The sequence below is a fragment of the Micromonospora sp. NBS 11-29 genome, assembly GCF_002140155.1.
Lineage (GTDB): Bacteria > Actinomycetota > Actinomycetes > Mycobacteriales > Micromonosporaceae > Micromonospora.
Genome location: NZ_NAPR01000017.1, coordinates 262,312 through 287,459, shown reverse-complemented (window position 1 = coordinate 287,459; position 25,148 = coordinate 262,312). Strand labels below are relative to the sequence as shown.

General features: G+C 72.1%; 23 protein-coding genes. 6 read left to right on the top strand and 17 right to left on the bottom strand.

The genetic code is table 11. The features are described 5' to 3' along the window. On the bottom strand, positions 1 to 322 hold a 322-nt coding region (locus B1205_RS32100), incomplete at its 3' end, for a glutamine synthetase beta-grasp domain-containing protein (RefSeq protein ID WP_441338534.1). A gap of 184 nt (positions 323 to 506) precedes the next feature. Between B1205_RS32100 and B1205_RS21975 the strand changes: the two genes are divergently transcribed. Further along, positions 507 to 917, top strand: coding sequence for an RDD family protein (locus B1205_RS21975; RefSeq protein WP_089157391.1), 411 nt, complete (start codon positions 507 to 509; stop codon positions 915 to 917). Positions 918 to 980: 63 nt separating this feature from the next. On the opposite strand, the gene B1205_RS21970 is transcribed toward B1205_RS21975, so the two are convergent. Both B1205_RS21970 and lipA read right to left on the bottom strand, forming a co-directional pair. Continuing rightward, a complete protein-coding gene (locus B1205_RS21970) occupies positions 981 to 1,670 on the bottom strand; it encodes a DUF4191 domain-containing protein (RefSeq protein ID WP_089157316.1) in 690 nt (229 codons plus the stop codon). A gap of 160 nt (positions 1,671 to 1,830) precedes the next feature. Continuing rightward, positions 1,831 to 2,877, bottom strand: a complete 1,047-nt coding sequence (gene lipA, locus B1205_RS21965) for a lipoyl synthase (protein WP_176308725.1) — start codon at positions 2,875 to 2,877, stop codon at positions 1,831 to 1,833. 280 nt (positions 2,878 to 3,157) lie between these two features. Between lipA and aspS the strand changes: the two genes are divergently transcribed. After that, the gene (aspS, locus tag B1205_RS21960; RefSeq protein ID WP_089157315.1) at positions 3,158 to 4,444 is read left to right on the top strand and encodes an aspartate--tRNA(Asn) ligase; all 1,287 of its coding nucleotides are present in this window, start codon (positions 3,158 to 3,160) and stop codon (positions 4,442 to 4,444) included. 59 nt (positions 4,445 to 4,503) lie between these two features. On the opposite strand, the gene B1205_RS21955 is transcribed toward aspS, so the two are convergent. From B1205_RS21955 to B1205_RS21945, 3 genes are all read right to left on the bottom strand, one after another. After that, complete coding sequence (locus B1205_RS21955; RefSeq protein ID WP_254910119.1) at positions 4,504 to 5,175, bottom strand: lytic polysaccharide monooxygenase auxiliary activity family 9 protein; 672 nt, start codon at positions 5,173 to 5,175, stop codon at positions 4,504 to 4,506. Positions 5,176 to 5,287: 112 nt separating this feature from the next. Then, positions 5,288 to 5,929, bottom strand: a complete 642-nt coding sequence (lipB, locus tag B1205_RS21950) for a lipoyl(octanoyl) transferase LipB (protein ID WP_089157313.1) — start codon at positions 5,927 to 5,929, stop codon at positions 5,288 to 5,290. A gap of 79 nt (positions 5,930 to 6,008) precedes the next feature. After that, a complete protein-coding gene (locus tag B1205_RS21945) occupies positions 6,009 to 7,877 on the bottom strand; it encodes a DUF2079 domain-containing protein (RefSeq protein WP_089157312.1) in 1,869 nt (622 codons plus the stop codon). 80 nt (positions 7,878 to 7,957) lie between these two features. Here B1205_RS21945 and B1205_RS21940 point away from each other — a divergent pair, with 80 nt between their 5' ends. Beyond that, entirely contained in the window at positions 7,958 to 9,190 is a 1,233-nt protein-coding gene (locus B1205_RS21940; RefSeq protein ID WP_089157311.1) for an extracellular catalytic domain type 1 short-chain-length polyhydroxyalkanoate depolymerase, read from the top strand. A 48-nt stretch (positions 9,191 to 9,238) separates the two neighbouring features. On the opposite strand, the gene B1205_RS21935 is transcribed toward B1205_RS21940, so the two are convergent. The 8 genes from B1205_RS21935 to B1205_RS21900 all read right to left on the bottom strand — a co-directional run bounded on the left by B1205_RS21935 (position 9,239) and on the right by B1205_RS21900 (position 17,235). Then, a complete protein-coding gene (locus B1205_RS21935; protein WP_089157389.1) occupies positions 9,239 to 10,138 on the bottom strand; it encodes a TIGR01777 family oxidoreductase in 900 nt (299 codons plus the stop codon). A 66-nt stretch (positions 10,139 to 10,204) separates the two neighbouring features. Then, positions 10,205 to 10,846 carry a DUF4276 family protein gene (locus B1205_RS21930; protein ID WP_089157310.1) on the bottom strand — a complete coding sequence of 214 codons (642 nt, stop codon included), beginning with the start codon at positions 10,844 to 10,846 and terminating at the stop codon, positions 10,205 to 10,207. Continuing rightward, entirely contained in the window at positions 10,843 to 12,156 is a 1,314-nt protein-coding gene (locus B1205_RS21925) for an AAA family ATPase (protein ID WP_089157309.1), read from the bottom strand. The genes B1205_RS21930 and B1205_RS21925 overlap by 4 nt, the downstream gene beginning before the upstream one ends. A gap of 164 nt (positions 12,157 to 12,320) precedes the next feature. Continuing rightward, complete coding sequence (locus B1205_RS21920; RefSeq protein ID WP_089157308.1) at positions 12,321 to 13,331, bottom strand: aldo/keto reductase; 1,011 nt, start codon at positions 13,329 to 13,331, stop codon at positions 12,321 to 12,323. A 12-nt stretch (positions 13,332 to 13,343) separates the two neighbouring features. Continuing rightward, a complete protein-coding gene (locus B1205_RS21915; protein WP_176308723.1) occupies positions 13,344 to 14,288 on the bottom strand; it encodes an LLM class flavin-dependent oxidoreductase in 945 nt (314 codons plus the stop codon). A gap of 85 nt (positions 14,289 to 14,373) precedes the next feature. Beyond that, positions 14,374 to 15,252 (bottom strand): oxidoreductase, encoded by an 879-nt coding sequence (locus tag B1205_RS21910; protein ID WP_089157388.1) that lies wholly within the window; start codon positions 15,250 to 15,252, stop codon positions 14,374 to 14,376. A 29-nt stretch (positions 15,253 to 15,281) separates the two neighbouring features. Continuing rightward, positions 15,282 to 16,607 carry a low temperature requirement protein A gene (locus B1205_RS21905; RefSeq protein ID WP_089157307.1) on the bottom strand — a complete coding sequence of 442 codons (1,326 nt, stop codon included), beginning with the start codon at positions 16,605 to 16,607 and terminating at the stop codon, positions 15,282 to 15,284. Between the two features lie 61 nt (positions 16,608 to 16,668). After that, a complete protein-coding gene (locus B1205_RS21900; RefSeq protein WP_089157306.1) occupies positions 16,669 to 17,235 on the bottom strand; it encodes a TetR/AcrR family transcriptional regulator in 567 nt (188 codons plus the stop codon). Positions 17,236 to 17,383: 148 nt separating this feature from the next. Between B1205_RS21900 and B1205_RS21895 the strand changes: the two genes are divergently transcribed. Beyond that, positions 17,384 to 18,328 (top strand): SDR family NAD(P)-dependent oxidoreductase, encoded by a 945-nt coding sequence (locus B1205_RS21895; protein ID WP_089157305.1) that lies wholly within the window; start codon positions 17,384 to 17,386, stop codon positions 18,326 to 18,328. Between the two features lie 58 nt (positions 18,329 to 18,386). On the opposite strand, the gene sucB is transcribed toward B1205_RS21895, so the two are convergent. Together sucB and lpdA are read right to left on the bottom strand one after the other, a co-directional pair. Beyond that, positions 18,387 to 20,255 (bottom strand): 2-oxoglutarate dehydrogenase, E2 component, dihydrolipoamide succinyltransferase, encoded by a 1,869-nt coding sequence (gene sucB / locus B1205_RS21890; protein WP_089157304.1) that lies wholly within the window; start codon positions 20,253 to 20,255, stop codon positions 18,387 to 18,389. Positions 20,256 to 20,321: 66 nt separating this feature from the next. Beyond that, positions 20,322 to 21,713 (bottom strand): dihydrolipoyl dehydrogenase, encoded by a 1,392-nt coding sequence (gene lpdA / locus B1205_RS21885; RefSeq protein WP_089157303.1) that lies wholly within the window; start codon positions 21,711 to 21,713, stop codon positions 20,322 to 20,324. A gap of 177 nt (positions 21,714 to 21,890) precedes the next feature. Here lpdA and B1205_RS21880 point away from each other — a divergent pair, with 177 nt between their 5' ends. Beyond that, positions 21,891 to 22,220: a hypothetical protein gene (locus B1205_RS21880; RefSeq protein ID WP_089157387.1), complete on the top strand. Its 330-nt coding sequence runs from the start codon at positions 21,891 to 21,893 to the stop codon at positions 22,218 to 22,220. Positions 22,221 to 22,282: 62 nt separating this feature from the next. On the opposite strand, the gene B1205_RS21875 is transcribed toward B1205_RS21880, so the two are convergent. Further along, positions 22,283 to 23,851 carry a leucyl aminopeptidase gene (locus B1205_RS21875; protein WP_089157302.1) on the bottom strand — a complete coding sequence of 523 codons (1,569 nt, stop codon included), beginning with the start codon at positions 23,849 to 23,851 and terminating at the stop codon, positions 22,283 to 22,285. Positions 23,852 to 24,017: 166 nt separating this feature from the next. Here B1205_RS21875 and gcvT point away from each other — a divergent pair, with 166 nt between their 5' ends. After that, positions 24,018 to 25,142 carry a glycine cleavage system aminomethyltransferase GcvT gene (gene gcvT / locus B1205_RS21870; protein WP_176308722.1) on the top strand — a complete coding sequence of 375 codons (1,125 nt, stop codon included), beginning with the start codon at positions 24,018 to 24,020 and terminating at the stop codon, positions 25,140 to 25,142. Positions 25,143 to 25,148: the final 6 nt, after the last annotated feature.

Genomic DNA, 25,148 nt, shown 5'->3' with positions numbered 1-25,148 from the left:
CGAAGTAGGCGGTGTCGGCGATGCCGCTGGCGGCGAGGTAGGCCTCGGCCTTCTTGGCCACGTTGCGCGGGTCCCGGGAGTAGGCCTCGCGGGTGAACGGGTCGTGGATGAAGAAGTTGATCGCGACGGTCTTCTGTGCCCGGAACGGGTCGACGAACGCGGTGGCCACGTCGGGGAGCAGGAGCATGTCCGACTCGTGGATGGCCTGGAAGCCGCGGATGGACGACNGCATCACGCCGGGCAGGTCACAGAAACGTACGTCGACGAACTTCACGTCCTCGTTCTTGAGGTATCGCAGGAGTTCCTCGGGATTGGCGAACACACGTCCTCCTGGCAGGTCCACGTCGGTGGCTGGCTCCTGGCGACGCTATGGCCGGGGGGTTGCCCGGCCATGTCTCTTCTGTTTCCGCCGTGTTACGTCGCTCGCGGAGCGTCATGCCCGCGCGCTCTGTGAGCGATTGACGGCATCTGTCGTATTTTTCGCCAGGTGCCGGTCCGGCGCTACCCTGACCGCTGTGACCGATACCGCCGCCACGCCGGTGCCGCCCGCCACCGACCCCACCTTCACGCCCCCCGGCCTCGGCCGCCGCTTCGGCGCGCTGGTCATCGACTGGGTGCTCTGCCTGATGGTCGCCCGGTCCTTCGCCGACCCGGTCCGCGACGGCTGGCCCCCGGTGCTGGTGCTGATCCTGGAGTACGGCTTCTTCCTCGGCCTCTTCGCCCAGACCCCCGGCATGTACCTGACCCGGCTGCGCGTCGTCGCCTGGACCGACGGCGGTCGGATCGGGCTGGCCCGGGCGCTGCTGCGGGGCCTCCTGCTCGCCCTCGTGGTGCCCGCCCTGATCATGGACCACCACCGGCGCGGCCTGCACGACCGGCTCACCGGCGCGGTCGTCACCGACGCGACCCGGCGCTGACCCGCCCACGCAGAAGGAGCCGCCCCCACGCGGGACCGGCTCCTTCTCGGCGTACGTCGAGGGTCAGCGACCCCGGGTCTGCCGGAACGCGCCGCGCGGCGGCCGCATGTTCTTCGGGACCGCGCCCTTGGGCATCTGCGGCCGTGCGGTCAGCGCCTTGAGCCGCTTGTCGAGCGCGTTGACGTCCTTCGGGGTGAGGCTGCGGGGCAGCCGCATCAGCGTCATGCGCAGCTTGCGGACCGGCAACTCGCCCTCGCCCTGCCCGATCACGTAGTCGTGCAGCGGCGCGGTGCCGATCACCTTGGCCAGCCGGCGCTTCTCCTGGCCGAGCAGACCCCGGATGCGCTGCGGGTTCCCCTCGGCCAGCAGGATCACCCCGGGCCGGCCCACCACCAGGTGGATCATGTCCATCTGGGTGGTCGAGCTGACCGCCGGGGTGACCCGCCAGTCGCCGCGCATGCTCTCCATGATCTGCGCCGCCGCGCCGGGCTGCCCCTCGGCCGCGTTCATCATCGCCTTGTTGGAGCGCAGGTTGAGCACGACCAGCAGGGCGAGCAACGCGAGCAGGATGCCGATCGGCAGCCAGATCCAGCCCCAGGCGATCACCGCGACCACGGTGAGCGCGAGCGGGATCAGCACCGCCGCCGCGGCCAGTGGCGCGAACCACTTGTCCTGCTTGGCGGTGAACTTGAACACCATCCCGATCTGCTTCAGCCGCTGGCCGAACGAGACCTTCTCCTGGGGCTTTGCCATGTCGCAGAGTCTAGTGGGCGCCGCACAAGCGGTTGATCCGTGGCCACCGGTTCCGTGGTCGGGCACGGCGTCGGACGGGGTATCGACGCCGTTTCGGCGAGGTGGCGGGGTCCGGTCCGGTTCGATGACACCAGTTCGGCGATCTGGCGACGCGCGAGCCTCAGCCCGCGACGGCGACCCCGTCGCGGGCGGCGAGCGCCTGCTGGTAGAGCCGCCCGGCGCGGTACGACGAGCGGACCAGTGGCCCGCTCATCACGCCGGCGAAGCCGATCTCCTCGGCCTCCTCGCGCAGCTCGACGAACTCCTCCGGCTTGACCCAGCGGGTGACCGGGTGGTGCCGAGGGGACGGGCGGAGGTACTGCGTGATGGTGATCAGCTCGCAGCCGGCCTCGTGCAGGTCGCGCAGCGCCTGGGAGATCTCGGCGCGCTCCTCGCCCATGCCGAGGATGAGGTTGCTCTTGGTGACCAGCCCGTCCGCGCGCGCCTGGCGGATGACGTCGAGCGAGCGCTCGTAGCGGAACGCCGGGCGGATCCGCTTGAAGATGCGCGGCACCGTCTCGACGTTGTGCGCGAGCACCTCCGGGCGCGCGCCGAAGACCTCGGCGAGCTGCTCGGGCACCGCGTTGAAGTCGGGGATCAGCAGCTCGACGCCGCAGCCGGACTGCAACGCGTGGATCTGCCGGACCGTCTCGGCGTAGAGCCAGGCGCCACCGTCGGGCAGGTCGTCACGGGCCACGCCGGTGATGGTCGCGTAGCGCAGGCCCATCGCGGCGACCGACTCGGCGACGCGACGCGGCTCGTCGGCGTCGAACTCGGCCGGTTTGCCGGTGTCGATCTGGCAGAAGTCGCAGCGCCGGGTGCACTGGTCGCCACCGATGAGGAAGGTGGCCTCCCGGTCCTCCCAGCACTCGTAGATGTTGGGGCAGCCGGCCTCCTGGCACACGGTGTGCAGCCCCTCGCGCGAGACGAGCCCGCGCAGTTGGGTGTACTCCGGGCCCATCTTGGCCTTGACCTTGATCCACGGCGGTTTACGCTCGATCGGCGTCTCGGCGTTGCGCGCCTCGATCCGCAGCATCCGCCGCCCCTCAGGGGCGACCGTCGCGGTGCGCGCTGGCTGCTCAGTCGTCGGCGCGGTTTGCTCGATCGTCACGAAACCGAGCCTACGCCGGTCGGCGACGGTCGATGAACGTCGGGCGACGGCGGTCACGCCGGAACCGCTGTGACACCGGACACGAGAGGCCAAAAAACCTCGTCACATTTCGGCGGTGGCGGTGTTAGGAAGGGCCCCCTGTTAACGCCTCCGGTAGAGGCGGGGCCCCTTGTTAACACCCGCGCCCAGTAGAACCCGCCCGGCCGGCCCCGGTGAAAAGGCGACGAACGAGGCTCCCGCTCCGGCGGGGGCGAAGGTGTGGTGGCACCGCGAGGTTTCCCGCTCGCCCACACCTCCCTGGGGATCGCGTTGCGATTTGAACAAGGAGGTAGCCACCGTGCAACGCATCCTGTCCACCCAACTCCCCGCCCACGTCGGCGCGAGCGTACGGCTCGCCGGCTGGGTCCACCGCCGCCGGCTGCTCAAGTCGGTGGCCTTCCTGATCGTCCGGGACGCCGCCGGGCTCGCGCAGGTCGTGGTCGCCGCGCCCGACGTGCGCGCGCAGGTCGAGGCGCTCACCGAGGAGACCGTCGTCGAGGTGGTCGGCACCGTGGTCGCGAACCCCACCGCGCCCGCCGGGGTCGAGGTCGTCGAGCCGACGGTACGACCGCTCGGCCCGCCCGCCGTGCCGCCACCGTTCGACCTGTACCGGCCGGTGCTCGCCGCGAGCCTGCCCACCCAGCTCGACCACGCGTCGACCGCGTTGCGCCATCCCACCCGCTCCGCCGCGCTGCGGATCTCGGCGGCGGCGGTGGCCGGCTTCCGGGCCACGCTCGACCGGCGGCGCTTCGTCGAGGTGCACACCCCGAAGGTGGTCGGCTCGTCCACCGAGAGCGGCGCGAACGTCTTCGCGCTGGACTGGTTCGGCCGGCCCGCCTACCTGGCCCAGTCGCCGCAGTTCTACAAGCAGCTCATGGTGGGCGTCTTCGAGCGGGTCTACGAGGTGGGGCCGGTGTTCCGGGCCGAGCCGCACGACACCGTCCGCCACCTGGCCCAGTACACCTCGCTCGACGTCGAGTTGGGCTTCGTGACCGATCACCGGGACGTGATGGCGGTGCTGCGCGACACCGTCGCCGGAATGCTGGCGGGCGTCGCGGACCGGGCCGGCGGCGCGCTGGACACGCTCGGGGTGACGGTGCCGGCGGTGCCCGCCGAGATCCCGGCGGTGCACTTCACCGACGCGCTGGCAATCGCCGGTGCGCCGGCCGGCGAGCCGGACCTGGCGCCCGCGCACGAGCGGGCGCTGGGGGAGTGGGCGCGGGCCGAGTACGGCAGCGACTTCCTGTTCGTCACCGGGTACCCGATGGCGAAGCGGCCCTTCTACACCCACCCGGACCCGGCCCGCCCGGCGTACTCGAACGGGTTTGACCTGCTGTTCCGGGGCATGGAACTGGTCACCGGCGGGCAGCGGCTGCACCGGCACGCCGACTACCTGGCCGCGCTGGCGGCGCGGTGCGAGCCGGTCGAGCCGTACGCCGGGTACGTGGACGCGTTCCGGCACGGCATGCCGCCGCACGGCGGGTTCGCGATCGGGCTGGAGCGGTTCGTGGCCCGGTTGATCGGCGCGGCGAACGTCCGGGAGGTGACCGCCTTCCCGCGCGACCTGCACCGCCTCACTCCCTGAGGGGGACGAGCCCGGGCCCGGGACGAGTGCGTCCCGGGCCCGGAGCGGTGCGCCTCGGATCAGGTGAAGTTGACGTCACTGCACCACATGTACGCCTGGTCGAGGTGGGACGCCTGCCAGATCACGAACAGGATGTGGTGTCCGGTGTAGCCGGAGGTCGAGACGTTGAAGCTGATGTTCTGCGACGGCGCGTACCGGCCGGTCTGCGTGATGAAGTCGAGGTTGCTCCACCCGAGGGTCTGGGTGGTCGGGTTGAACCCCTGCTTGCTCACGTAGACCTTGAAGTAGTCCGCGCCGTGGCTGGCCTGGTCGTAGAGCTGGACCGAGAAGTTGCGACCGATGTTGCTGGTCTTCCACGCCCCGGGCCGGTTCAGGCTGTCGTTGCGGGACAGGGCGTTGCTGCAGAGCTGCCCGTCCGGGGTGCGGGCCTGGAACTGCCCGCCGAGGCCGTCGCGCAGCGCGCTCATCCAGTTCCACATGGTGTCGGCGTTGGCCTGGAACGCCTGCCAGCACATGGGGTCCTGCTGCTGCATGGCCGGGTTGGTGTGTTGGCTGCCCCAGGTCTGCCAGCACTTGTAGGCGCGGGTGGCCGGGCTGACGATCGTGCCGTGTGCCTGGGCCGCGCCGGGCACGGCCAGGATGCCGGCCAGCAGGGCGAGCGCCATGACGAGCGCGCGGACGGGGCGGCGGACGGCTGATCGCGACCGGTCGGTTTGGTGGTGGGAACGCACGGTTACGTCCTCCTTCGGCGCATAGGATGGGTGTGGGAGCGCTTCCATCCCCAGCGTCGCATTCGCGACAGTAAATATCAATGACTATCTATTGATCCTTCCGCGACCCGGGTCAGACGCGGGTCAGGGTGGGCAGGTGCCGCTCGACGACCGGCAGCACGTCGGTGACCGTCACCGGCCGGCCCAGCTCGGCGGTGAGCGACGTGACCCCGGCGTCGCGGATGCCGCAGGGCACGATCCGGTCGAAGAAGCCCAGGTCGCAGTCGCAGTTGACGGAGAAGCCGTGCAGCGTCACACCACGGGCGACCCGGATGCCGATGGCGGCCACCTTGCGCGCCGGGCCACGGTCGTCTTCCGGGACCCAGACGCCGCTGCGTCCCTCGACCCGGCCGGCGGCGAGCCCGAACTCGGCGCAGACGTCGATCAGCAACTGCTCGGTGCGCCGGACGTACGCCACCACGTCGACCGGGTCGGGCAGGCGGACGATCGGGTAGCCGACGAGCTGCCCCGGACCGTGCCAGGTGATCTTGCCGCCGCGGTCCACGTCCACCACCGGCGTGCCGTCCATCGGCCGGTCCCACGGCTCGGTGCGCTTGCCGGCGGTGTAGACGCTGGGATGCTCCAGCAGCAGCACCGTGTCGCCACGCTCGCCGGCCGCCACGGCCTCGTGCAGCCGGCGCTGCTCGTCCCAGGCGGCCTGGTAGTCGAGCCGGCCGGCGCGCACGGCGGTCGGCTCGGAAGTCGTCACGCTCACCGCTCCAGCCTAGTCCGGCCGGTCGGGTCGTCCCCTCGTGACGCTCGTCGCGTCACTCCGGACCGTCGCACGGCAGAGGTCACGCCGCCGGCACCCGCCACAGCCAGACGTCCTCGACCCGCTCGGGCGGGCCGAGCAGGGCGGTGGCGGTGCGCCGCAGCGCCTCCTCGTCCACGTCGAACTTGGCGCCGTGCACCCGGTCGGCCAGCACCACCGCCCGCACCCCCCAGTACCGCAGGTCGGCCCGGGACTCCTCGATGCTGCCCTCGGTGACGATCGGCACCAGCCCGGTCCGGCCGGCCTGGTCCATCAGCGAGTCGAAGGTGCGCGGCACCGGGCCGATCCGGCCCCGGCCGTCCGGCCCGCCGGGGCCGAGGAAGAAGCCGGCCGGGATGCGGAACTCACCCTGCCGGTGGGCGAGCGCGTACGCCTGCCACCGCTGCCCGTCCGGGTAGACGTCGACGGTCAGCGGCAGCGGGGTGAGCACCCCGTCGGGCGGGACGTAGCGCTTCCAGGCCCCGCCGGTGATGAAGACCGGGACCGGCTCGCGGACGCTGGTGAGCAGCGGGGTGGGCAGCAGCGGCAGCAGCGCGGCGACGAACCCGACGACCCAGGCCGCGCCGCTCGCCCGCCGTCGGGGCGGCCGGGCGCGCAGCGCGTCGATCGCGTACGCCAGCAGCAGGCCGATCACCGGCGCGACGACCAGCGCCAGCCGGGACGGCAACGCCGCGTTGATCACCGGCAGGTTGTCCAGGACGCCGAACGGCAGGAGCTGGTCGGTACGCCGGCCGTTCCATTTGACGGTCGGCCCCCAGGAGAGCACCGCGAAGACCACGGCGGTCACGCCGAGCGCCAGCAGGGTGGCCCGGAACGCCCGGTCCGCGCGCCGCCACAGCAGCGCGAAGCAGGCGACCGCGAGCAGCAGCAGCGGAACCCCGAAGAACGAGTTCTCCTCGGTCGGGTTCGGGGCCAGTGAGGTGCCGAACCCGGCCCAGCCGGCGAGCGACCGGCGCGGATAGGACCCGTACGCGGCGATGTCCTCGGAGTGGATCAGCGGGTCGAACCCGGTGCCGTGGAACCGTTGCGGCCCGGCGAAGTGCAGCCAGAGCGGGTACGCCAGCAGCGCGCCGGCCACCAACGCGGTCACCCCGAGCCCGGCCAGCACGCGCGGGAGCACCGCCCGCACCTCCGCGCGACGGGCCGGGTGCAGCGCCCAGAGCAGCAGGAACGCGGCGAGCGCCAGGGCGGTGAAGAAGAGCCCTTCGGCGGCGATCGAGAACGCCACCGCCACCAGCAGGCCGAGCACGACCCCGCCGAGGACCGCGCGGTGGGCCGGGCCGGGCCGGGCCAGCCGGAACACGCCCCAGATCAGCAGCGGCACCAGCCAGCCGGCGGTCCAGTTCAGGTGCGCGTTGGCATGCGACACCATCGCCGGGCAGTAGGCGATGAACAGCGCGCCCACCCCGGCGGCCAGCCGACTGCCGACCAGGTGCCGGCTGAGCAGCCAGTACCAGGCCACCGCGGTGGCGGCCAGGTTGAGCGTGAGGATCACCAGGAACGTCGCCGGCGGCCCGATCAGGTACGTCAGCGGCGCGAACACCGCCGCGTACACGGTGATCGAGGTGTTGACCGCGAGGTTCACCCCGTCCGGAACGTTGATCAGGTGGGTGAAGAGCGGGTTCTGGCCGTGCGTGAGCGCGTGCCCGCCGAAGGCCAGCAGCCACTCGAACAGCGCCTGGTCGCTGGAGTTGACGGTGATCGTGCGGGTGTTCGGGTCCCGCCACATCCCGCTGGTCACCCAGAGCGCCAGCGCCACCGCCGCGAGCGTCACCAGCAGATCGGCGCGACGGTCGCGGGTGACCGGGGACGGGGAGGACGGCACGCAGCGGACGTTACCAACCGGACCAGGGCACACCGCCCGGACCGTGAATGTGTGACCAGCACCCATTCCGAGGGGCGAAACACGGCCGTAACGTCTCGGCAACTCGGAGAGTGATTCAGTTCACATTCCATGATCGGGAGGTCCCCGTGTCCCGCTCCTCATCCCTCATCACCCGCCTCGCCGGGGCGGCGGCCGGGGTCGTGCTGGCCGCGGCCGGCGTCCTGGTCGCCGCGCTGCCCGCGCAGGCCGCCTCGCTGACCCAGGTCACCGGATTCGGCTCGAACCCCGGCAACCTGACCATGTACGCCTACCGCCCGGACGGCCTGCCCGCCAACGCGCCGGCCGTGGTGCTGCTGCACGGCTGCGCCCAGAACGCCGCCACCTACTTCACCAACTCCGGTTGGCAGAAGTACGCCGACCAGTGGAAGTTCGCGCTGATCGTGCCGCAGCAGCCGTCGAGCAACAACAGCACCTCCTGCTTCAACTGGTTCGAGACCGGCGACACCGCCCGGGGCCAGGGCGAAGCGCTGTCGATCAAGCAGATGGTCGACCACGCCAGGACGACCTACGGCACCGACGCCAGCCGGGTCTACGTCAGCGGCCTCTCCGCCGGCGGCGCGATGAGCTCGGTCATGCTCGCCACCTACCCGGACGTGTTCGCCGCCGGCTCGATCATCGCCGGTGTCCCGTACCGCTGCGCCACCAGCACGACCAGCGCCTACAGCTGCATGAACCCGGGCGTGGACAAGACCCCGGCGCAGTGGGGCGACCTGGTCCGCAACGCGTACGCCGGCTACTCCGGCCGGCGGCCGAAGGTGGCCGTCTGGCACGGCACCAGCGACTACACGGTCAACGTGGTCAACGCGACCGAGTCACGGGACCAGTGGACCAACGTGCTGGGCGTGTCGGCGACCCCGACCAGCACCTCGTCGCTGCCGGGCGGCACCAGCCTGGAGGTCTACGGCAACGACCAGGTACGTCTCTACCGGGTCGCCGGCATGGGCCACGGCACCCCGGTCGACCCGGGCTCGGCGGCCGACCAGTGCGGCACCGCCGGGGCGTACTTCCTGGACACCATCTGCTCGACGTACCGCGACGCGCTCTTCTTCGGCCTCGGCGGCGGCGTCGCGCCCAGCCCGACCCCGACGGCGACCGCGACGCCCAGGCCGACCGCGTCGCCCACCCCGACCGCGTCGCCGACCACCGCGCCGGTCTGCGTCACGGCCAGCAACTACGCGCACGTCGCCGCCGGCCGCGCCTACCAGTCCGGCGGCTATGCGTACGCGCTGGGCAGCGGCCAGCGGATGGGCCTCTACAACACCTTCTACTCCACCACGCTGAAGCAGACCGCCCCCAACTACTGGGTCGTCAACTGCTGACACCTGCAAGGAAGGGCCCCCTGTTAACGCCTCCGGTAGAGNCCGCCCTCACCCGTCGAGGGCGGCGCGCAGCGCGCTCGGCAGGTCCGGGTGGGACCAGGTGAAGCCGGCCTTGCCGAGGACGGCCGGCAGCACCCGGGTGCTGGTGAGCGCCTCCTGGGCGAACCCACCCAGGGCGACCTTCAAAGCCAGCGCCGGGATCGGCATGATCGCCGGCCGGTGCAGTTGCCGGGCCAGCTCCCGGGTGAACTCGGCGTTGGTGACCGGCGCCGGGCCGACCACGTTGACCGGCCCGGCCACATCCTCGCGGGCCAGCAGGAAGCCCACCGCGTCCAGCCAGTCCGGCATGGAGATCCACGGCAGCCACTGCCGACCGCTGCCCAGCTTGCCGCCGACGCCCAGCCGGAACGGCAGGAGCTGCGGCTTGAGCAGGCCGCCGTCGCGGTGCAGCGGCAGGCCGGTACGCAGCCGCACCACCCGTACCCCGGCGTCCTCGGCCGGTCGGGTCGCCGCCTCCCAGACCCGGCAGACGTCGGCGAGGAACCCCTCACCGGCCGGCGCGTCCTCCTCCACCGTCCGGTCGCCGGTGTTGCCGTACCAGCCGACCGCGGACGAGTTCAGCAGCGCCGCCGGCCGGTCCCCGGCGGGCAGGCCGGCGATCGTGATGGCGAGCGTGGTGGTGCTGTCCACCCGGCTGGTCCGGATCAGCTTTCGGTAGTCGTCGTTCCAGCGCTTGTCGCCCACCCCCGCGCCGGCCAGGTTGACCACCGCGTCGGCGTCCGCGACCACCTGCGGGTCGAGCTGCGCGGCGGACGGATTCCACTGCCGCTCGTCCGGGACGCGCGGCGGGCGGCGGACCAGGCGGGTGACCTGGTGGCCGTCCGCGGTGAGCCGGTCGACCAGTCGGGTGCCGAGGAAGCCGGACGCGCCGGCCATGAGGATCCGCATGCTCACATCTTCGAGTACGCGGCGCGATCCGGATGCCTTGAGCGGAGTCACTCACTCGTCACGCATCTACTTCCAGCCCTTCACCACCTGGTCGACGTCGTGTGTGAGCCGATTCCAGCTCTCCAGTCGGCAGAGCGGACCGGACAGCTCCAGTCGAGCCAGAAGTTGACGACGATGTTCGTTGAACCGTGCCTTGACGACGTCGCGGCGTCTCCCCGTCTCGTCGGCCGCGCGGAGAATGCAGTCCGCCAGCCGCGTTTTAGGGTCCCTGATCGATTCCACCTCGTGGACCTTCGGGAGGCCTAGGTTTGTCCGTCCTCGGGGATTTCCGGCGACCTGCCGAATCGCGGCCTCATCGAGCAGCAGCCAGGCCTCCGTCATCCGTACGGGTATCACCGGGATCAGCGCCGCATCGCGTGAGGTGGCGGCGTGGGCCTTGGTGATCTCCTGCAGACGCGCCGGGTAGCCGGCGTTGTCAGCGTCCCGGTGCACCACGATCAGGTCGACCGGGCCGTGTGTCAACGCCAAGCCCGCAGCCATCCGGGACCCGACGTCCTTCGAGACCCGGGACGGCAGCCGTTCGAACTCCGGGGAGCTGAGAGTCAGCTCCACCCCACGCTCGTAGAACAGCAACTGGATGTGCTCTGCCAAGGGTTGGTCGGAGCTGCCTTCGGCGATGAACAGCCCGGAGAAGACCCGGCTGCTCATGCCGACAGACCTGGAGGAATGTGCAGCTGAGCCGACGGAGGATTGGTCAGGTAGGCCACCACGTCGGCCTCCGAGAATGTGGAACGCCCCGGCTGGGCACGCCAGGAGCTCCGGTACGGCAGGAGTGCGAGTGATCGCACGATTCCCCGTCCGGGCAGTGAGCGTGGTCGGAGTTGCGCCAATAGGAGGTCGCTCGGGTCGCAAAGCTGGACGACGCCCGGCGAGTGCGTGTTGATGATCACCTGTCGGAAGGGATTGGTCGCACTCGGTGAATCCGTCGGATCGACGGCGAGGTCGCCGACAAGTTGCACCATTGCGGGCAGGTTCGCTGGATGAATCCCGTTCTCCGGTTCCTCCATGCAAACGAGTCCGTTGAACTCCGAATCCTCCAGCAGCACGCAAAGCGCCAGGAAGCGGAGAGTGCCCTCGGAGAGGGCGCGCGCAGGGAGACGAAGTCCTCCCCTTTCCTGCAGGAAGAGGGTGAATGTCTGGCGCACGTCGTCGAACTCGACATCGAGCGCCTCGACGGCGAGCCCGGTGAGGTCCGACAAACGGCCCGCGACCCGGGCATAGATCCGCTCCGGGTCGCCCGACCAGTCTGGCGCATGCGCCACCCGGTACAGCGTGCTCGGAAGGTGGCGCCCACGCGAACTCATTCTCTCCGGACTGGTCTCGCCGTCCGGCGATCGTAACGCCGACGGTTCCAATGCCAGCCGGCGCCACCGCTGCATCTCGTGACGCGCTGCGAGGATGGTCGGGTTTTCGGCGGTGATCGTAGTGCTGAGCACCGTGCGCGCGGCGCGGCCGGGAGACCGTGATTTTTCCACGGTGTGCCCGCCCTCATGACTGTTGATGAAGACGGCCTGCGTACCACGTCGGTCGGTGGAAAGATAGACGGGATCTCTCTCGCTGCTCAGAATGATCGAGTCGAGGAAGGCGTCGTCGGCTGCGAAACCGAGTCGTGCCTTCGGACTTTCGACCTGACGTAGGTCCTCACGCAGCAGATGGAGCCGCCCTCCACCATGTTCACCGCGCGTTGGCCCGTAGCCGAGCGTCACCTCGTAACGAAGGAACGTTGCCTCGGGGCGAGCCTGTTCGCCGAGTTCATCTTCGACTTCGCTCGGCACGATCATTTCCGCGGCGATCCGGATGCGGTGCTCGTCCTGCCGATAGCCGTCCCAGAAGAGATCCCGAGGGTCGCTGCCTACGGCGTCGGATGTTCCCCGTACTCGCTGCGCGGCCCGAGCCAGGGAGTCGGTCGCCAGGTAGGACAGAAACTCTATCGCGTCGAATACGTTCGATTTCCCCATCCCGTTCGCGCCAGCGATNCCTCCAGCCGAGTCAGCATGATCAGAGCTTAGTCGCGAGGTCGGCCGATCCGCGTGACCCCGGACGCCGGTGTGGCGGCCGCAGCCTCGACCGCGACCGCGACACCTTGCTAGTGATGTCCCGCTACGTCATGTCGACGCAGCGCTCAGGCGGTCGCCGGGGCGGTGCGCAGGTCGGCCAGGAGGCGTTCCACCTCGGCGAACGACGCTTCGGGCAGCGGCCCGTACGCCAGGGTGCCGATGTTCTCCTCGGCCTGGCCGACCGTCCGGCAGCCTGGGATCGGCAGCGTCTGCGGGCTGCGGGCGAGCAGCCAGCCCAGCGCGCCCTGGGCGAGCGTGCGGCCGTCGGCGGTGAGCGCCTCGCGGACCTGGGCCACCCGGTCGGCCCAGTCGGCGCGCGGGACGCCGTCGGTGAACCAGGTCAGCCACTCGGGTGCCACGCCGCGCACGTCGTCGCCGCCCCGGGCGGCCGGCGCGTCCTGGTACTTGGCGGTGAGCAGGCCCATCGCCAGCGGCCCCCGGTTGAGGCTGGCCAGGTCGAACTCCTCACAGACCGCGAGCATCGCGGCGTTGTCCCGCAGCACCGACTGGTCGTGCTGGATCGCCGCGCAGTGCGGGCCCGCCTCGGCGAACGCCCGCGCCGCCGCCGGATCGTCGGTGCTCCAGCCGTACGCCCGGATCTTGCCCTCGGTGACCAGGCCCTCCAACGTGTCCACGAGGTCCAGCGCCTGCGGCACCGGCAGCCCGCCCAGGTGCAGTTGGTAGAGGTCGGCATGGTCGGTGCCGAGCCGGCGCAGCGAGCCCTCCAGGCTGCGCCGCGCATAGTCGGGAGTGCCGTCCTCGCCGGCGGCCTGCCGGGTCGCCTCGTCAGTGGGGTAGCCGAACTTGGTGGCGATCACCGCCCGGTCGCGGCGGCCGGCGAGCGCGCGGCCGAGCACCCGCTCGCTGTGCCCCGCGCCATAGTTGCTGGAGGTGTCGAAGAGGGTCGCGCCCAGGTCCAGCGCCCGGTGGACGGTGCGGATCGACTCGTCGTCGTCCACCTCGCCCCAGCCGAGCGGCTGCTCACCGGCCCAGAGCGGGCCGCCGATCGCCCAGCAGCCCATCCCGATGGCGCTGACCTCGATGCCGCTGCGGCCCAGTCGTCGTGTCGTCGTCATGGCCCCAGTGTCCTACTTGGAGTGCGCTCGAAGTCGACCCGTTTCGGCCATCCGCGGCAGGAGTGGCGCGATCGCGTCGACGGCGTCGGCGCGTACCACGAAGCGGGTGACGCCCCAGCGGCGCTCGTGCGTGGCGACGGCCGTCGCGATCTCGTCGGCGGTGCCGATCAGCACGAACGGGGTGGCCAGGAGCTCGGTGACGGTGAGATCGAGGCGGGCGGCGATCGGCGCCGCGGCGGCCTCGGCGTCGTCGGTGACGGCGACGTGCTGGACCAGCGCCTCCAGGACCGGCGGCGTGTCCCGGCCGGCCGCGCCGGCCACCACATGGGCGAGCTGCGCCTCGATCTGGTCGGCCCGCCACCGCGCCTCGTGCCGGTGGCCGTCGGCCAGGGTACGGCCGAAGCCGGTCAGGCCGACCACGTCGGCGTGCGCGCCGGCCCAGCGCAGCAGCGTCGAATTGGCCGTGCCCAGGGTGAGGGGGATCCGGTCCTGGACCGGTCGCGGTTCGTCGAGGCGGGCAGCGTACGCGGCCAGGTCCGGCGTGTCCACGGTGACCTCGTCGCCGGCCAGCAGCGCGCGTACCGCCTCGGCCACCGCGACGCAGCGGCGGACCCGGCCGGCGACGTCCGGGCGCTCGCGCCCGACGGCCCGCCACTCGCCCGGCGTGTGGCCGGCGCCCAGGCCGAGCCGCGCCCGGCCGCCGGAGACCACGTCCAGCGTGGCCACGTCGGTGGCGAGCAGGAGCGGTTCCCGGATGCCGGCGTTCGACACGTACGAGCCGAGGCCCAACGTGCCGGTCACCGCCGCCGCGGCGGCGAGCGACACGAAGGGGGACGGGCCGAAACCCGGGTGGTCGGCGGCGGAGAGCGCGTCGAAGCCGGCTGCCTCGACGGTGCGGGCCAGTTCGGCCCAGCTCGCCGCGTCGGTGGGCCGGGCCTGTACGGAGAAGGTCGCCATCGGCCCAGTCTCCGGCCTCACCCCGCTCCCCACCGCACCCTTCTGCCGAGGGCCGAAGGGGTGAGGAGGGGCCCCGCTCAACACCTCACACCGCGTCGAGGCGGGCCAGTTCGGCGGCGGAGAGGCGGAGCGCGCCGGCGGCGACGTTCTGCTCCAGGTGCGCCGGATCGCCGGTGCCAGGGATGGCGAGCACGTTCGGGCCCCGGCTCAGCGTCCAGGCCAGCCGCACCTGGGCCGGGCTGACGCCGCGCTCCTGTGCCACCGCGCGTACCTCGGGGTGCTCCTCGCCGGTCGCGCCGGCCTCCCGCCCGCTGGCGGCGATGGAGAAGAACGGCACGAACGCGGTGCCGTGGGCGGCGCAGTCCCGGATCAGCTCGTCGTTGCTCCGGCGGTAGCCGAGGCCGTACGAGTTCTGCACGCAGACCACCGGGGCGATCGTGCGCGCCTCGGCGACCTGGTGCGGGCGTACCGCCGAGACGCCGAGGTGCCGGATCAGCCCGGCGTCGACCAGTTCGGCGAGCGCGCCGAAGTGCTCGGCCAGCGGCTCCGGGCCGTGCACCCGCAGGTTGACCACGTCGAGGTGGTCCCGGCCGAGCTGGCGCAGGTTCTCCTCGACCTGACCGCGGAGCTCGTCCGGCCGGGCCGCCGGCAACCACCGGCCGGACGGGTCCTTGCCCGGCCCGACCTTGGTCACGATGACCAGGTCCTCCGGGTACGGCGACAGCGCCCGGTTGATCAGCTCGTTCGCCGAGCGCAGCGGCGAGAAGTAGAACGACGCCGTGTCGATGTGGTTGACGCCCAGCTCGACCGCGCGGCGCAGCACGGCGACGGCCCGGTCCCGGTCGCTCGGGCTGCCGTCGGCGTTCGCAGTCAGGCGCATCGCGCCGAGGCCGATCCGGTTGACGGTCCGGTCGCCGAGCTGCCAGGTGCCGGCCGCGCCGGCGGNCCGAGGTGTTCCACGCAGGACGCGTCCGACCGGTTCACGCGCCGCGCTCACCCGCTCTCGTCGGGCCGGGCGTTCCAGCGGGCCCGCCACGCCGCCTCGTGCGCCTCGTGGCTGGTCCGCTCCTCGAAGATGAGTTTGCGCAGCGCCCGCCGGCCCTCGTCGAAGACGACCACCTCGGCGGCCACCATACCCACCGTGATCACGGTCAGCAGGGCCAGCGCGGCGAGGCCCGGCATCCGCTGTGCGAGTGGGATGGCCGCGCCGAGCAGCGCCACCGTGCCGACCCGGGTCCAGCTCACCGTGCGCAGGGCGCGCCACTGGAACAGCATGTTGCCGCAGAGATAGCAGATCACCCCGCCGAAGAGCAGCGGCACGTCCGAGCCGTACGCCCGCTCGTGCGGCGGCACGGCCGGGTCGGCGATGTCGTGCACGATCATCTCGGCGCCGAGCGCGAACACGATGATGCCCGCGATCATCGGCAGGAACAGGTACGCGTACGCGTCCCGGGCCAGCGCCACCCGTGGCCCGTCCTTCGCCGCGTGCAGGGCGATCCGGGCGGCCGGTCCGACCATGTCGTAGTGCGCCCACCAGAGCGCGGCGGTGAAGAAGATGCCGAGCACCGCCGCCGCCACGGCCGGCCAGGTGGGCGGCTGCCCGAGCAGGTTGCTGCCCACCCCGACCGAGATGACCGACTCGCCCAGCGCGATGATCAGGATGAGGTCGTACCGCTCGGTCCAGTGCTCCGCCGAGGTGACGACCCAGCCCCAACTGCCGGCGAGCAGCCCGGTGCCGTACTGGAGCAGGACCACCGCCACCCACAACCCGTCCCGGATCACCGCCGAGGAGCCGAGGCCGTCGATCTTCGACGGCAGCAGCGCGGCGGCGAGCAGCAGCACCGTGCTGCCGACGACCTCCGGCGCGAACCGGCTCAACTGTCGACGCTCCTGCGGGCTGTCCCGCACGGCGTGCCAGTAGAGCAGCAGATGCATCAGCCGGAGGACGGTGTAGCTGATCGCCGCGACCAGCGGCCCGGCGTCGTTGCCGCGGGTGTCCCGGAACGCGCTCGGCAGCGACAGCGCGAACGTGAACAGCGCCGCCATGCCGATCGTCATCAGCACCGGGACGAAGCCCTCGCCGAGCCGGATCCGGGTGGCCACCACGCTGTGCACCACCCACGACCACCAGAGCACGGCGAGGACCAGCAGGGCGTGCAGCAGCGCGCCGCCGTTCACCTGGAGCGCGGTGGCCCGGGTGATGATGAAGAACGAGAAGACGAAGACCAGGTCGAAGAAGACCTCGAACCGGTCCACCCGGGCGCCGGGCGCCACCGGCACCGCCGGCCCGAGGCGCCCACGCCGCCCGTACCCGCCCACCGGCCGAGTGTGTCAGGGCGCGGTCCGCGCCGGGCCGGAACGACGTGGACCGTACGCGTGATCAGCCCTGCCGGTGACGCAGCCCGTCCATCAGCAGGTCGAGCAGGCGGCCCGCCTGGTCGCGTTGGTCCGGCTCGCCGGCCACCAGGGAGACGCCGCTCAGGCTCGCGAGCACGTCGGCGGCGGTCACGTCGGCGCGTACGGTGCCGGCGGCGACGCCGGCCGCCAGCAGGTCGTCCAGGGCGGCGAGCAGCCGGTCCCGGCTGTGCGCGTACGGGTTCGCGCCGGAGGCGATGGCCAGTCGCAGCGCGTCCGCCATGCCCCGCTTGGTGGCGAGGTAGTCGACGAACCGGTCCATCCACGCGCGCAGCGCCGCCTCGGCGGGTCGGTCGGCCAGCAGTTCCGGCCCGGCGTCGCAGAGCTTCGCCAGCTCGTTGCGGTAGGCCGCCTCGATCAATGCCTCGCGGGTCGGAAAGTGGCGGTAGAGGGTGCCGATGCCGACTCCGGCCTCCTTGGCCACCCGATCCAGCGTTACCTCGGCGCCTACCCGGGAAAACGCCTGGACTGCGGCGTCGAGCAGTCGCTGCCGGTTACGCAGCGCATCGGCGCGCAGCGGTCGGTCGGGCACGGCTCCTCCTCGGCTCGACCGGGGCACGCGTCCGGCCGGAGTGGCAACCGGAGGATGCTCCGGTTAGGCTCGGTATTAACGGAGGGTCCTCCGCTTCTCATCGTAGCGGGCGGACACCGGTCCGCTCCGCCGCCGACAAGGATGGATCATGACCACCAGCACTCCCGTCACCACCCCGTTCTCCCGCGAGACGACTGCCCTGGAGGTGGTCCGCGACCTCGACCTGACCGGCCGGCGGGCCGTCGTCACCGGCGGCGCCTCCGGTATCGGCGTCGAGACCGCCCGCGCGCTCGCCTCCGCCGGGGCGGACGTCACCCTCGCGGTCCGCAACCCGGACGCCGGGCGGCGCGCCGCCGACGACATCACCGGCACCACCGGCAACGACCGGATCCTGGTCGCTCCGCTCGACCTCGCCGACCTCGACTCGGTGGCGGCCTTCGTCCGCACCTGGGACGGCCCGCTGCACATGCTGGTCAACAACGCCGGGATCATGGCCTCGCCCGAGATGCGCACCGAGCAGGGCTGGGAGATGCAGTTCGCGACCAACCACCTCGGGCACTTCGCCCTGGCCACCGGACTGCACCCGGCGCTCGCCGCGGCCGGGGGCGCGCGGGTCGTCTCGGTCAGTTCGGCGGCTCACCTGCGCTCGCCCGTGGTCTTCGACGACCTGCACTTCCGGCAGCGGCCGTACGACCCGTGGCAGGCGTACGGGCAGGCCAAGACCGCGAACGTGCTCTTCGCGGTCGAGGCGACCCGGCGGTGGGCCGACGACGGGATCCACGTCAACGCGCTGATGCCGGGCGCGATCCGGACCAACCTCCAGCGCTACATCAGCGACGAGGAACTGGAGCGGATGCGTACGCAGAGCGGCGGGGGAGCGGCGTACTGGAAGACGCCCGAGCAGGGGGCGGCCACCTCCGTGCTGGTCGCGGCCTCGCCGCTGGTGGCCGGCGTCGGCGGCCGGTACTTCGAGGACTGCCAGGAGGCCGGGGTGAACCAGCCGGGCACCCGCACCGGATACGCCCCGTACGCCCGGGACCCGGAGGCCGCCGAACTGCTGTGGACGGTCTCCGAGGACCACCTGCGCGACTGACCCGCAAACGACCCCAGGGGTGCCCGGCAGCCGCCGGGCACCCCTGGGGTGTCGAACGTCAGAGGCCGAGTTCGGCCTCGAAGTTGCCGCTCTCCAGCCGCTCCTTGACCGCGGTCAGGAAGCGGGCGGCGTCGGCGCCGTCGATCAGCCGGTGGTCGTACGACATGGCCAGGTACACCATCGACCGGACCGCGATGACCTCGCCCAGCTCCGGGTCGTTGACCACGACCGGACGCTTCACCACGGCACCCGTGCCGAGCATCGCCGACTGCGGCGACGGCACGATCGGGGTGTCGAAGAGCGCGCCCCGGCTGCCGGTGTTGGTCAGCGTGAAGGTCGCGCCGGCCATCTCGTCCGGGGTGATCTTGTTGGCCCGGGTGCGCTCGGCCAGATCGGCGATCCGCTTGGCGATGCCGCCCATGTTCAGGTCACCGGCGTTGTGGATGACCGGCACGAGCAGGCCGCGCTCGGTGTCCACGGCGATGCCGAGGTGCTCGGCGGCCGGGTAGGTGATCGTGCCGCCGTCCAGGTCCATGCTGGCCTGAACGATCGGGTAGGTCTGGAGCGCCTCGATGGCCGCGAGCGCGAAGAACGGCAGGAAGGACAGCTTCACGCCGTGCTTGGCCTGGAACGAGTCCTTGGCCCGGGCCCGCAGCTTGGCGACCTTGGTGACGTCGACCTCGACGACGGTGGTGAGCTGCGCCGTCTCGTGCAGCGACTGCTGCATCCGCTTGGCGATGGTCGCCCGGATCCGTGGCAGCTTCTCCGTGGTGCCCCGCTTGCTGCTCGGCTGCGGCTTCGCGGCCGGCTGGGCCGGGGCCTTGGCGGCGGGCTCGGCGGCGGCCGGCTGGGCCGGTGCGGCCTGGGCGGCCTTGGCCTTCTCGGCCGCCTCCAGCACGTCCTGCTTGCGGATCCGGCCACCGACGCCGGTGCCGCTGAGCGACCCCAGGTCGACGCCGTGCTCGGCGGCGAGCTTACGGACCAGCGGCGTCACGTACCCGGCGGCCTCCTCGCCGCCGCCCTGCGCCGGGGCGGTCGGGCGCTGCGGCGGGGTGGTCGGCGCGGACGGCTGGGCGGCCTGCTCGGCCTTGGCCGGCTGGGCGGCCTGCTCCGCCTCGGCGGAAGGCTCGTTGTAGGACAGGCCCGGGGTCGGCTCCTCGACCTTCGGCTCCGGCTTCGCTTCCGGCTTGGCCTCGGCCTTCGGCTCGGGCTTGGCCTCAGGCTTGGCCTCGGCCTTCGGCTCCGGCTCCGGCTTCGCCTCGGCCTTCGCGGCGCCGGCCGCACCCACGATCGCCAGTACGCCGCCGACCTCGGCGGTCTCGTCCTCGGCGACCTTGATCTCCAGCACGGTCCCGGCGACCGGCGACGGGATCTCCGTGTCCACCTTGTCGGTGGAGACCTCCAGTAGCGGCTCGTCCACCTCGACGGTCTCGCCGACCTGCTTGAGCCAACGGGTCACCGTACCCTCGGTGACGCTCTCACCCAGGGCCGGCATGGTCACCGGGGTGCCCTCGCCGGACGACGCGGCGGGCTGGGCCGGCTCCTCGACGGCCGGCTGCTCGGCCTCGGCCTCGGGCTGCGCGGCGGCCTGCGCGGCCTGCTCCGGCTCCGGACCGGTGCCCTCGGCGGCGGCCGTCGGCTCGGTGGCCGGCTCGGCGTCCTGCTGCGGGGCCTCGCCCGCGTCCTCGCCCTCACCGGCGATGACCGCCAGCTCGCTGCCGACCTCGGCGGTCTCGTCCTCGCCGACGACGATCCGGCTCAGCACCCCCGCCGCGGGCGACGGGATCTCGGTGTCGACCTTGTCGGTCGACACCTCAAGCAGCGGCTCGTCGACCTCGACGGTCTCGCCCTCCTGCTTGAGCCAGCGCGTGACGGTGCCCTCGGTGACGCTCTCGCCGAGCCGGGGCATGGTGACCGATACCGGCATGTTCTCCAGACTCCTTCGTTCCCCTGGTGGGATCATCGCCCGTCGCCGGACGCCGCGGTTGTCGTGTCAGTTGTGCGCGTGCAGCGGCTTGCCGGCGAGGGCCAGGTGCGCCTCGCCCAGGGCCTCGTTCTGGGTCGGGTGGGCGTGCACGAGCTGCGCCACCTCGGCCGGGTAGGCCTCCCAGTTGTAGATGAGCTGGGCCTCGCCGATCAGCTCACCCACCCGGGCGCCGACCATGTGCACGCCGACCACCGGGCCGTCGTCCACCCGGACCAGCTTCACGTGGCCGGTGGTCTTGAGGATCTGGCTCTTGCCGTTGCCACCCAGCGGGTAGTTGTAGGTCTTGATCTTGTCGGCGCCGTACTGCTCCTTGGCCTTCGCCTCGGTCAGGCCGACCGAGGCCAGCTCCGGGTCGCAGTAGGTGACGCGCGGGATGCCGGCCTCGTCGATCACGGCGGGGGTCTTCCCGGCGATCTCCTCGGCGACGAAGATGCCCTGCTGGAAGCCGCGGTGCGCGAGCTGGAGGCCGGGCACGATGTCGCCGACCGCGTAGACGTTCGGCACGTTGGTGCGCAGCCGCTCGTCGGTCAGCACGTAGCCGCGGTCCAGCTTGACGCCCTGCTCCTCGTACCCGAGGTTGGCGGTGTTCGGACCGCGACCGACGGCGACCAGCAGCAGCTCGGCCTCGACCGTGTCGCCGCCCTGAATGGTCAGCTTGACGCCGTTGTCGGTCTTCTCGACCTTCTCGAACGGCTTGCCGACCTTGAAGTTGATCTTCCGCTTGCGGAACGCCCGCTCCAGCGCCTTCGACGACTCCTCGTCCTCGGCCGCGACCAGGCGGGGCAGCGCCTCGACGATGGTCACGTCGACGCCGAAGGACTTCCAGACGCTGGCGAACTCGACGCCGATGACACCGCCGCCGAGCACGATCGCCGACGCCGGGACGCGGTCCAGGGTCAGCGCGTGGTCGCTGGTGATGATCCGCTCGCCGTCGACCTCCAGGCCGGGCAGGCTCTTCGCGTACGAGCCGGAGGCCAGGACGACGTTGCGGCCGGTGTAGCGCTTGCCGTCGACCTCGACGACGTTCTTGCCGACCAGCTTGCCGGCGCCCGCCACGAAGGTGATCTTCTTGGCGCTGCCCACCAGACCCTGGAGGCCCTTGTAGAGGCGGGAGATCACGCCGTCCTTGTACGAGTTGACCGCCGCCATGTCGATGCCGACCAGCTCGGCCTTCACGCCGAACTGCTCCGACTCGCGGGTCTGGTCGGCGATCTCGGCGGCGTGCAGCAGCGCCTTGGTCGGGATGCAACCGTTGTGCAGGCAGGTCCCGCCGAGCTTGCCCTTCTCGATGAGCGCGACGGAAAGGTCGAGTTGGGCGGCACGCAGCGCCGCCGCGTAGCCGCCGCTACCACCTCCGAGGATGACGATGTCGAAGGTCGTGTCGTTCGGCTCGCTCACATCCAACTCCCAGGTCGCGTCACTGCATCGGGGGTTACGGCGGGGTAACAGGCACACCCCACCTCGGTCATCTTGTCACCACCGGGCGGCGGGCGCGTAGTGAGGTGCCCAACGACACGTCGGAGACACGTACCCTTGGCATCGTCTTCGATGACGTTCGGGGGAGGAGTGGGTCCGGTGGCGCTGTTCCGACGACGCAAGCAGGCGGCCGCGGTGAGCCGGGACCGGGCCGCCGACCGCGCCGATCTGGACCACCTCGAGAACTTCGTCCGCACCCGACGGGGCGTCGAGGCATACCTGGAACCGCGGACGACGGTCACCGAGACCACGGTGATGCTGATCGCTGACGACGGCGAGTGGACCCGGCGGCGCGTCGGCAGCCCGGAGGACGCCCGCCGTTGGGCGCACCGGACCGCCATCCCCATCTACGACGTGCGCCTGATGGGCTATCCGCAGCGGATGCGCGACTACAACGAGCGCCGCAAGCGCCGCCCCGAGCTGTTCTGAAGCGGTGTTAACAGGGGCCCCCGCCTATGCGGAATGCGTTAAGCGGGGGCCCTCCTTGCACCTCAGCCGTTGGTGGCGACGTCCTCGACCAGGTGGACCAGCGTGCGGACGGGTACGCCGGTGCCGCCCTTGGTCCAGTAGCCGGTCGCCTCGCCCGAGTGGTAGCCGGGGCCGGCGATGTCGATGTGCGCCCACGCCACGTCGTCGGTGACGAACTCGCGCAGGAACACGCCGCCCTGGAGCATGTGCCCGGCCCGGTCCATGCCGGCGTTGACCTGGGAGATGTCGGCGACGTCGGACTCCATGCCCTTGCGCACGTCGTCCGGCAGCGGCATCGGCCAGGCCGGCTCGCCGGTCGCGTCGCCGGCCACCCGGACCCGCTCGCACAGCTCCTCGGTGCCCATCACGCCGGCGATCCGCTTGCCCAGCGCGATCACCTGACCGCCGGTCAGCGTCGAGGTCTCGAACAGGTAGTCGGCGCCGTCGGCGCAGGCCCGGGCCATGGCGTCGGCCAGGATCATCCGGCCCTCGGCGTCGGTGTTGAGCACCTCCACCTTCTTGCCGTTGAACATGCTGATCACGTCGCCCGGCCGGTAGCTGGTGCCCGACGGCATGTTCTCCGCCATCGGCAGGTACCCGGTGACCGTGACGGCCGGCTTGAGCGCCGCCACCGCCAGCATGGCCGCGCCGACCGCCGCCGCGCCGGCCATGTCGGACTTCATCTCCCACATGCCCTGCGCCGGCTTGATCGAGATGCCGCCGGTGTCGAACGTGATGCCCTTGCCGACCAGCGCGACCCGCTTGCCGTTGCCGCCACCGGCCGGCGTGTACGTCAACTTCACCAGCCGCGGCGGGGCCTCCGAGCCCTGCCCGACGGCGAGGATGCCGCCGTAGCCGCCGGCCGCCAGCGCCGCCTCGTCGAGCACCTCGACCTCCAGCCCGGCCTCCCGGGCGGCGGTCGCCACGGCGTCGGCGAACACCGGCGGGCGCAGCTCGTTGGGGGCGGTGTTGACCCAGTCCCGGCTGGTCCGCACCGCGCCGGCCACCGCCTGCGCCCGGGCGATCTCGGCCTGGGCGGTCGCGTCGGCGGCGTCCGGCACCGCGACCAGCACCTCGGCCACCGGCTCCCGCCGGGCCGGCTGCGGCTTGGTCTTGTAGCCGGCGAACCGGTAGCCGCCGAGCAGCGCGCCCTCGGCGACCGCGCGCAGCGCGGCCGGGGCGTCGGCGTCGTCGGGCAGCGGCAGCGCGAGGGCGACCCGCGGCGCGCCGGCCAGCGCCCGGACCGCGGCGCCGGCGGCCCGGCGCAGGGCCTCCGGGGCGGGGGCGGCGCCGGACGGCTCCGGGCCCAGACCGACGACGGTGACCAGCGGGGCGGTGACCGTGCCCAACGTGGCCAGCTTGATCACCTCGCCCGGACCGCCGGTCGCGCCGAGCAGCGCCAGCGTCTCGGTCAGCTTCCCGTCGAACGCGGCGGCGATGCTCTCCGCGCCGCTGGCCAGCAGCAGGGCGTCGGCGGACGCGCCGGTGCCGGCCTCGGTGGTCTGGCTGTGCACGCCGATCACGATCGCGTCCACGGCGAGTTCGGCGGGATCGGTGTCGACCAGGCTGAGGGTGGTGCGGGGCGATGTCACGAAAGCTACTCCGGGCGGGCCGGGCCGGCCGCGTCGTCGCGTACCGGCGGTGAAGGTCTCTCCGGCGGCAACCTACCCGCCGGGAGGCGTGGCTGTCCCGCCGATACGTGTCGACAGGATCCCGCCGATGCTAACCACCATGGTCCCGGCCGGTAAGTTGCCACCCATGACCGAGGTGACCTCCGCCGCCGCCGAGACCCGGCTGCGCCGCTCCCCACTGCACGAGCGACACGCCGCGCTCGGCGCGAAGTTCGCCCCCTTCTCCGGCTGGCAGATGCCGCTGGAGTACGCCGGCGGCGGCGTGCTCAAGGAGCACACCGCGGTGCGTACCGGGGTGGGCGTCTTCGACGTGTCGCACCTGGGCAAGGTCCGGGTGACCGGGCCGGGCGCCGCCGACCTCGTCAACGCCTGCCTCACCAACGACCTGGGCCGGATCGCGCCCGGCAAGGCGCAGTACACGCTCTGCTGCGACGACGCCACCGGCGGCGTGGTGGACGACATCATCGCCTACCTGCACGCCGACGACCACGTCTTCCTGGTGCCCAACGCCGCGAACACCGCCGAGGTGGCCCGCCGCCTGCGGGCCGCCGCGCCCGACGGCGTCACCGTCACCGACGAGCACGAGGCGTACGCGGTGCTCGCGGTCCAGGGGCCCGGCTCGGCGGAGCTGCTCGGCGCGCTCGGCCTGCCCACCGGGCACGACTACATGAGCTTCTCCACCGCCACGCTGGCCGGGGTCGAGCTGACCGTCTGCCGCACCGGCTACACCGGCGAGCTGGGATACGAACTGGTCGTGCCGGCCGCCCACGCGGTCGCCGTCTGGGACGCGATCCTCGCCGCCGCCGACGACGTGCGCGCCTGCGGCCTGGCCGCCCGGGACACGCTGCGCACCGAGATGGGGTACCCGCTGCACGGGCAGGACCTCTCCCCGGAGATCACCCCGGTGCAGGGCCGCTCCGGCTGGGCGGTGGGCTGGGACAAGCCGGCCTTCTGGGGCCGGGACGTGCTGCGCGCCGAGAAGGCCGCCGGCCCGGCCCGTACGCTGCGCGGCCTCGCCGCCGTCGACCGGGCCATCCCGCGCCCCGGCATGGCCGTGTACGCCGGGGACCGCCGGGTCGGCGTCGTCACCAGCGGCACGTTCAGCCCGACGCTCAAGCACGGCATCGCGCTGGCGCTGGTCGACACCGACCCGAAGCTGCCCGACGGCGAGGAGCTGGCGGTGGACATCCGCGGCCGGCGCGCCCGGATGCGCCTGACGAAGCCACCCTTCGTCCAGCCCTCCGTCCGCTGACCCGGA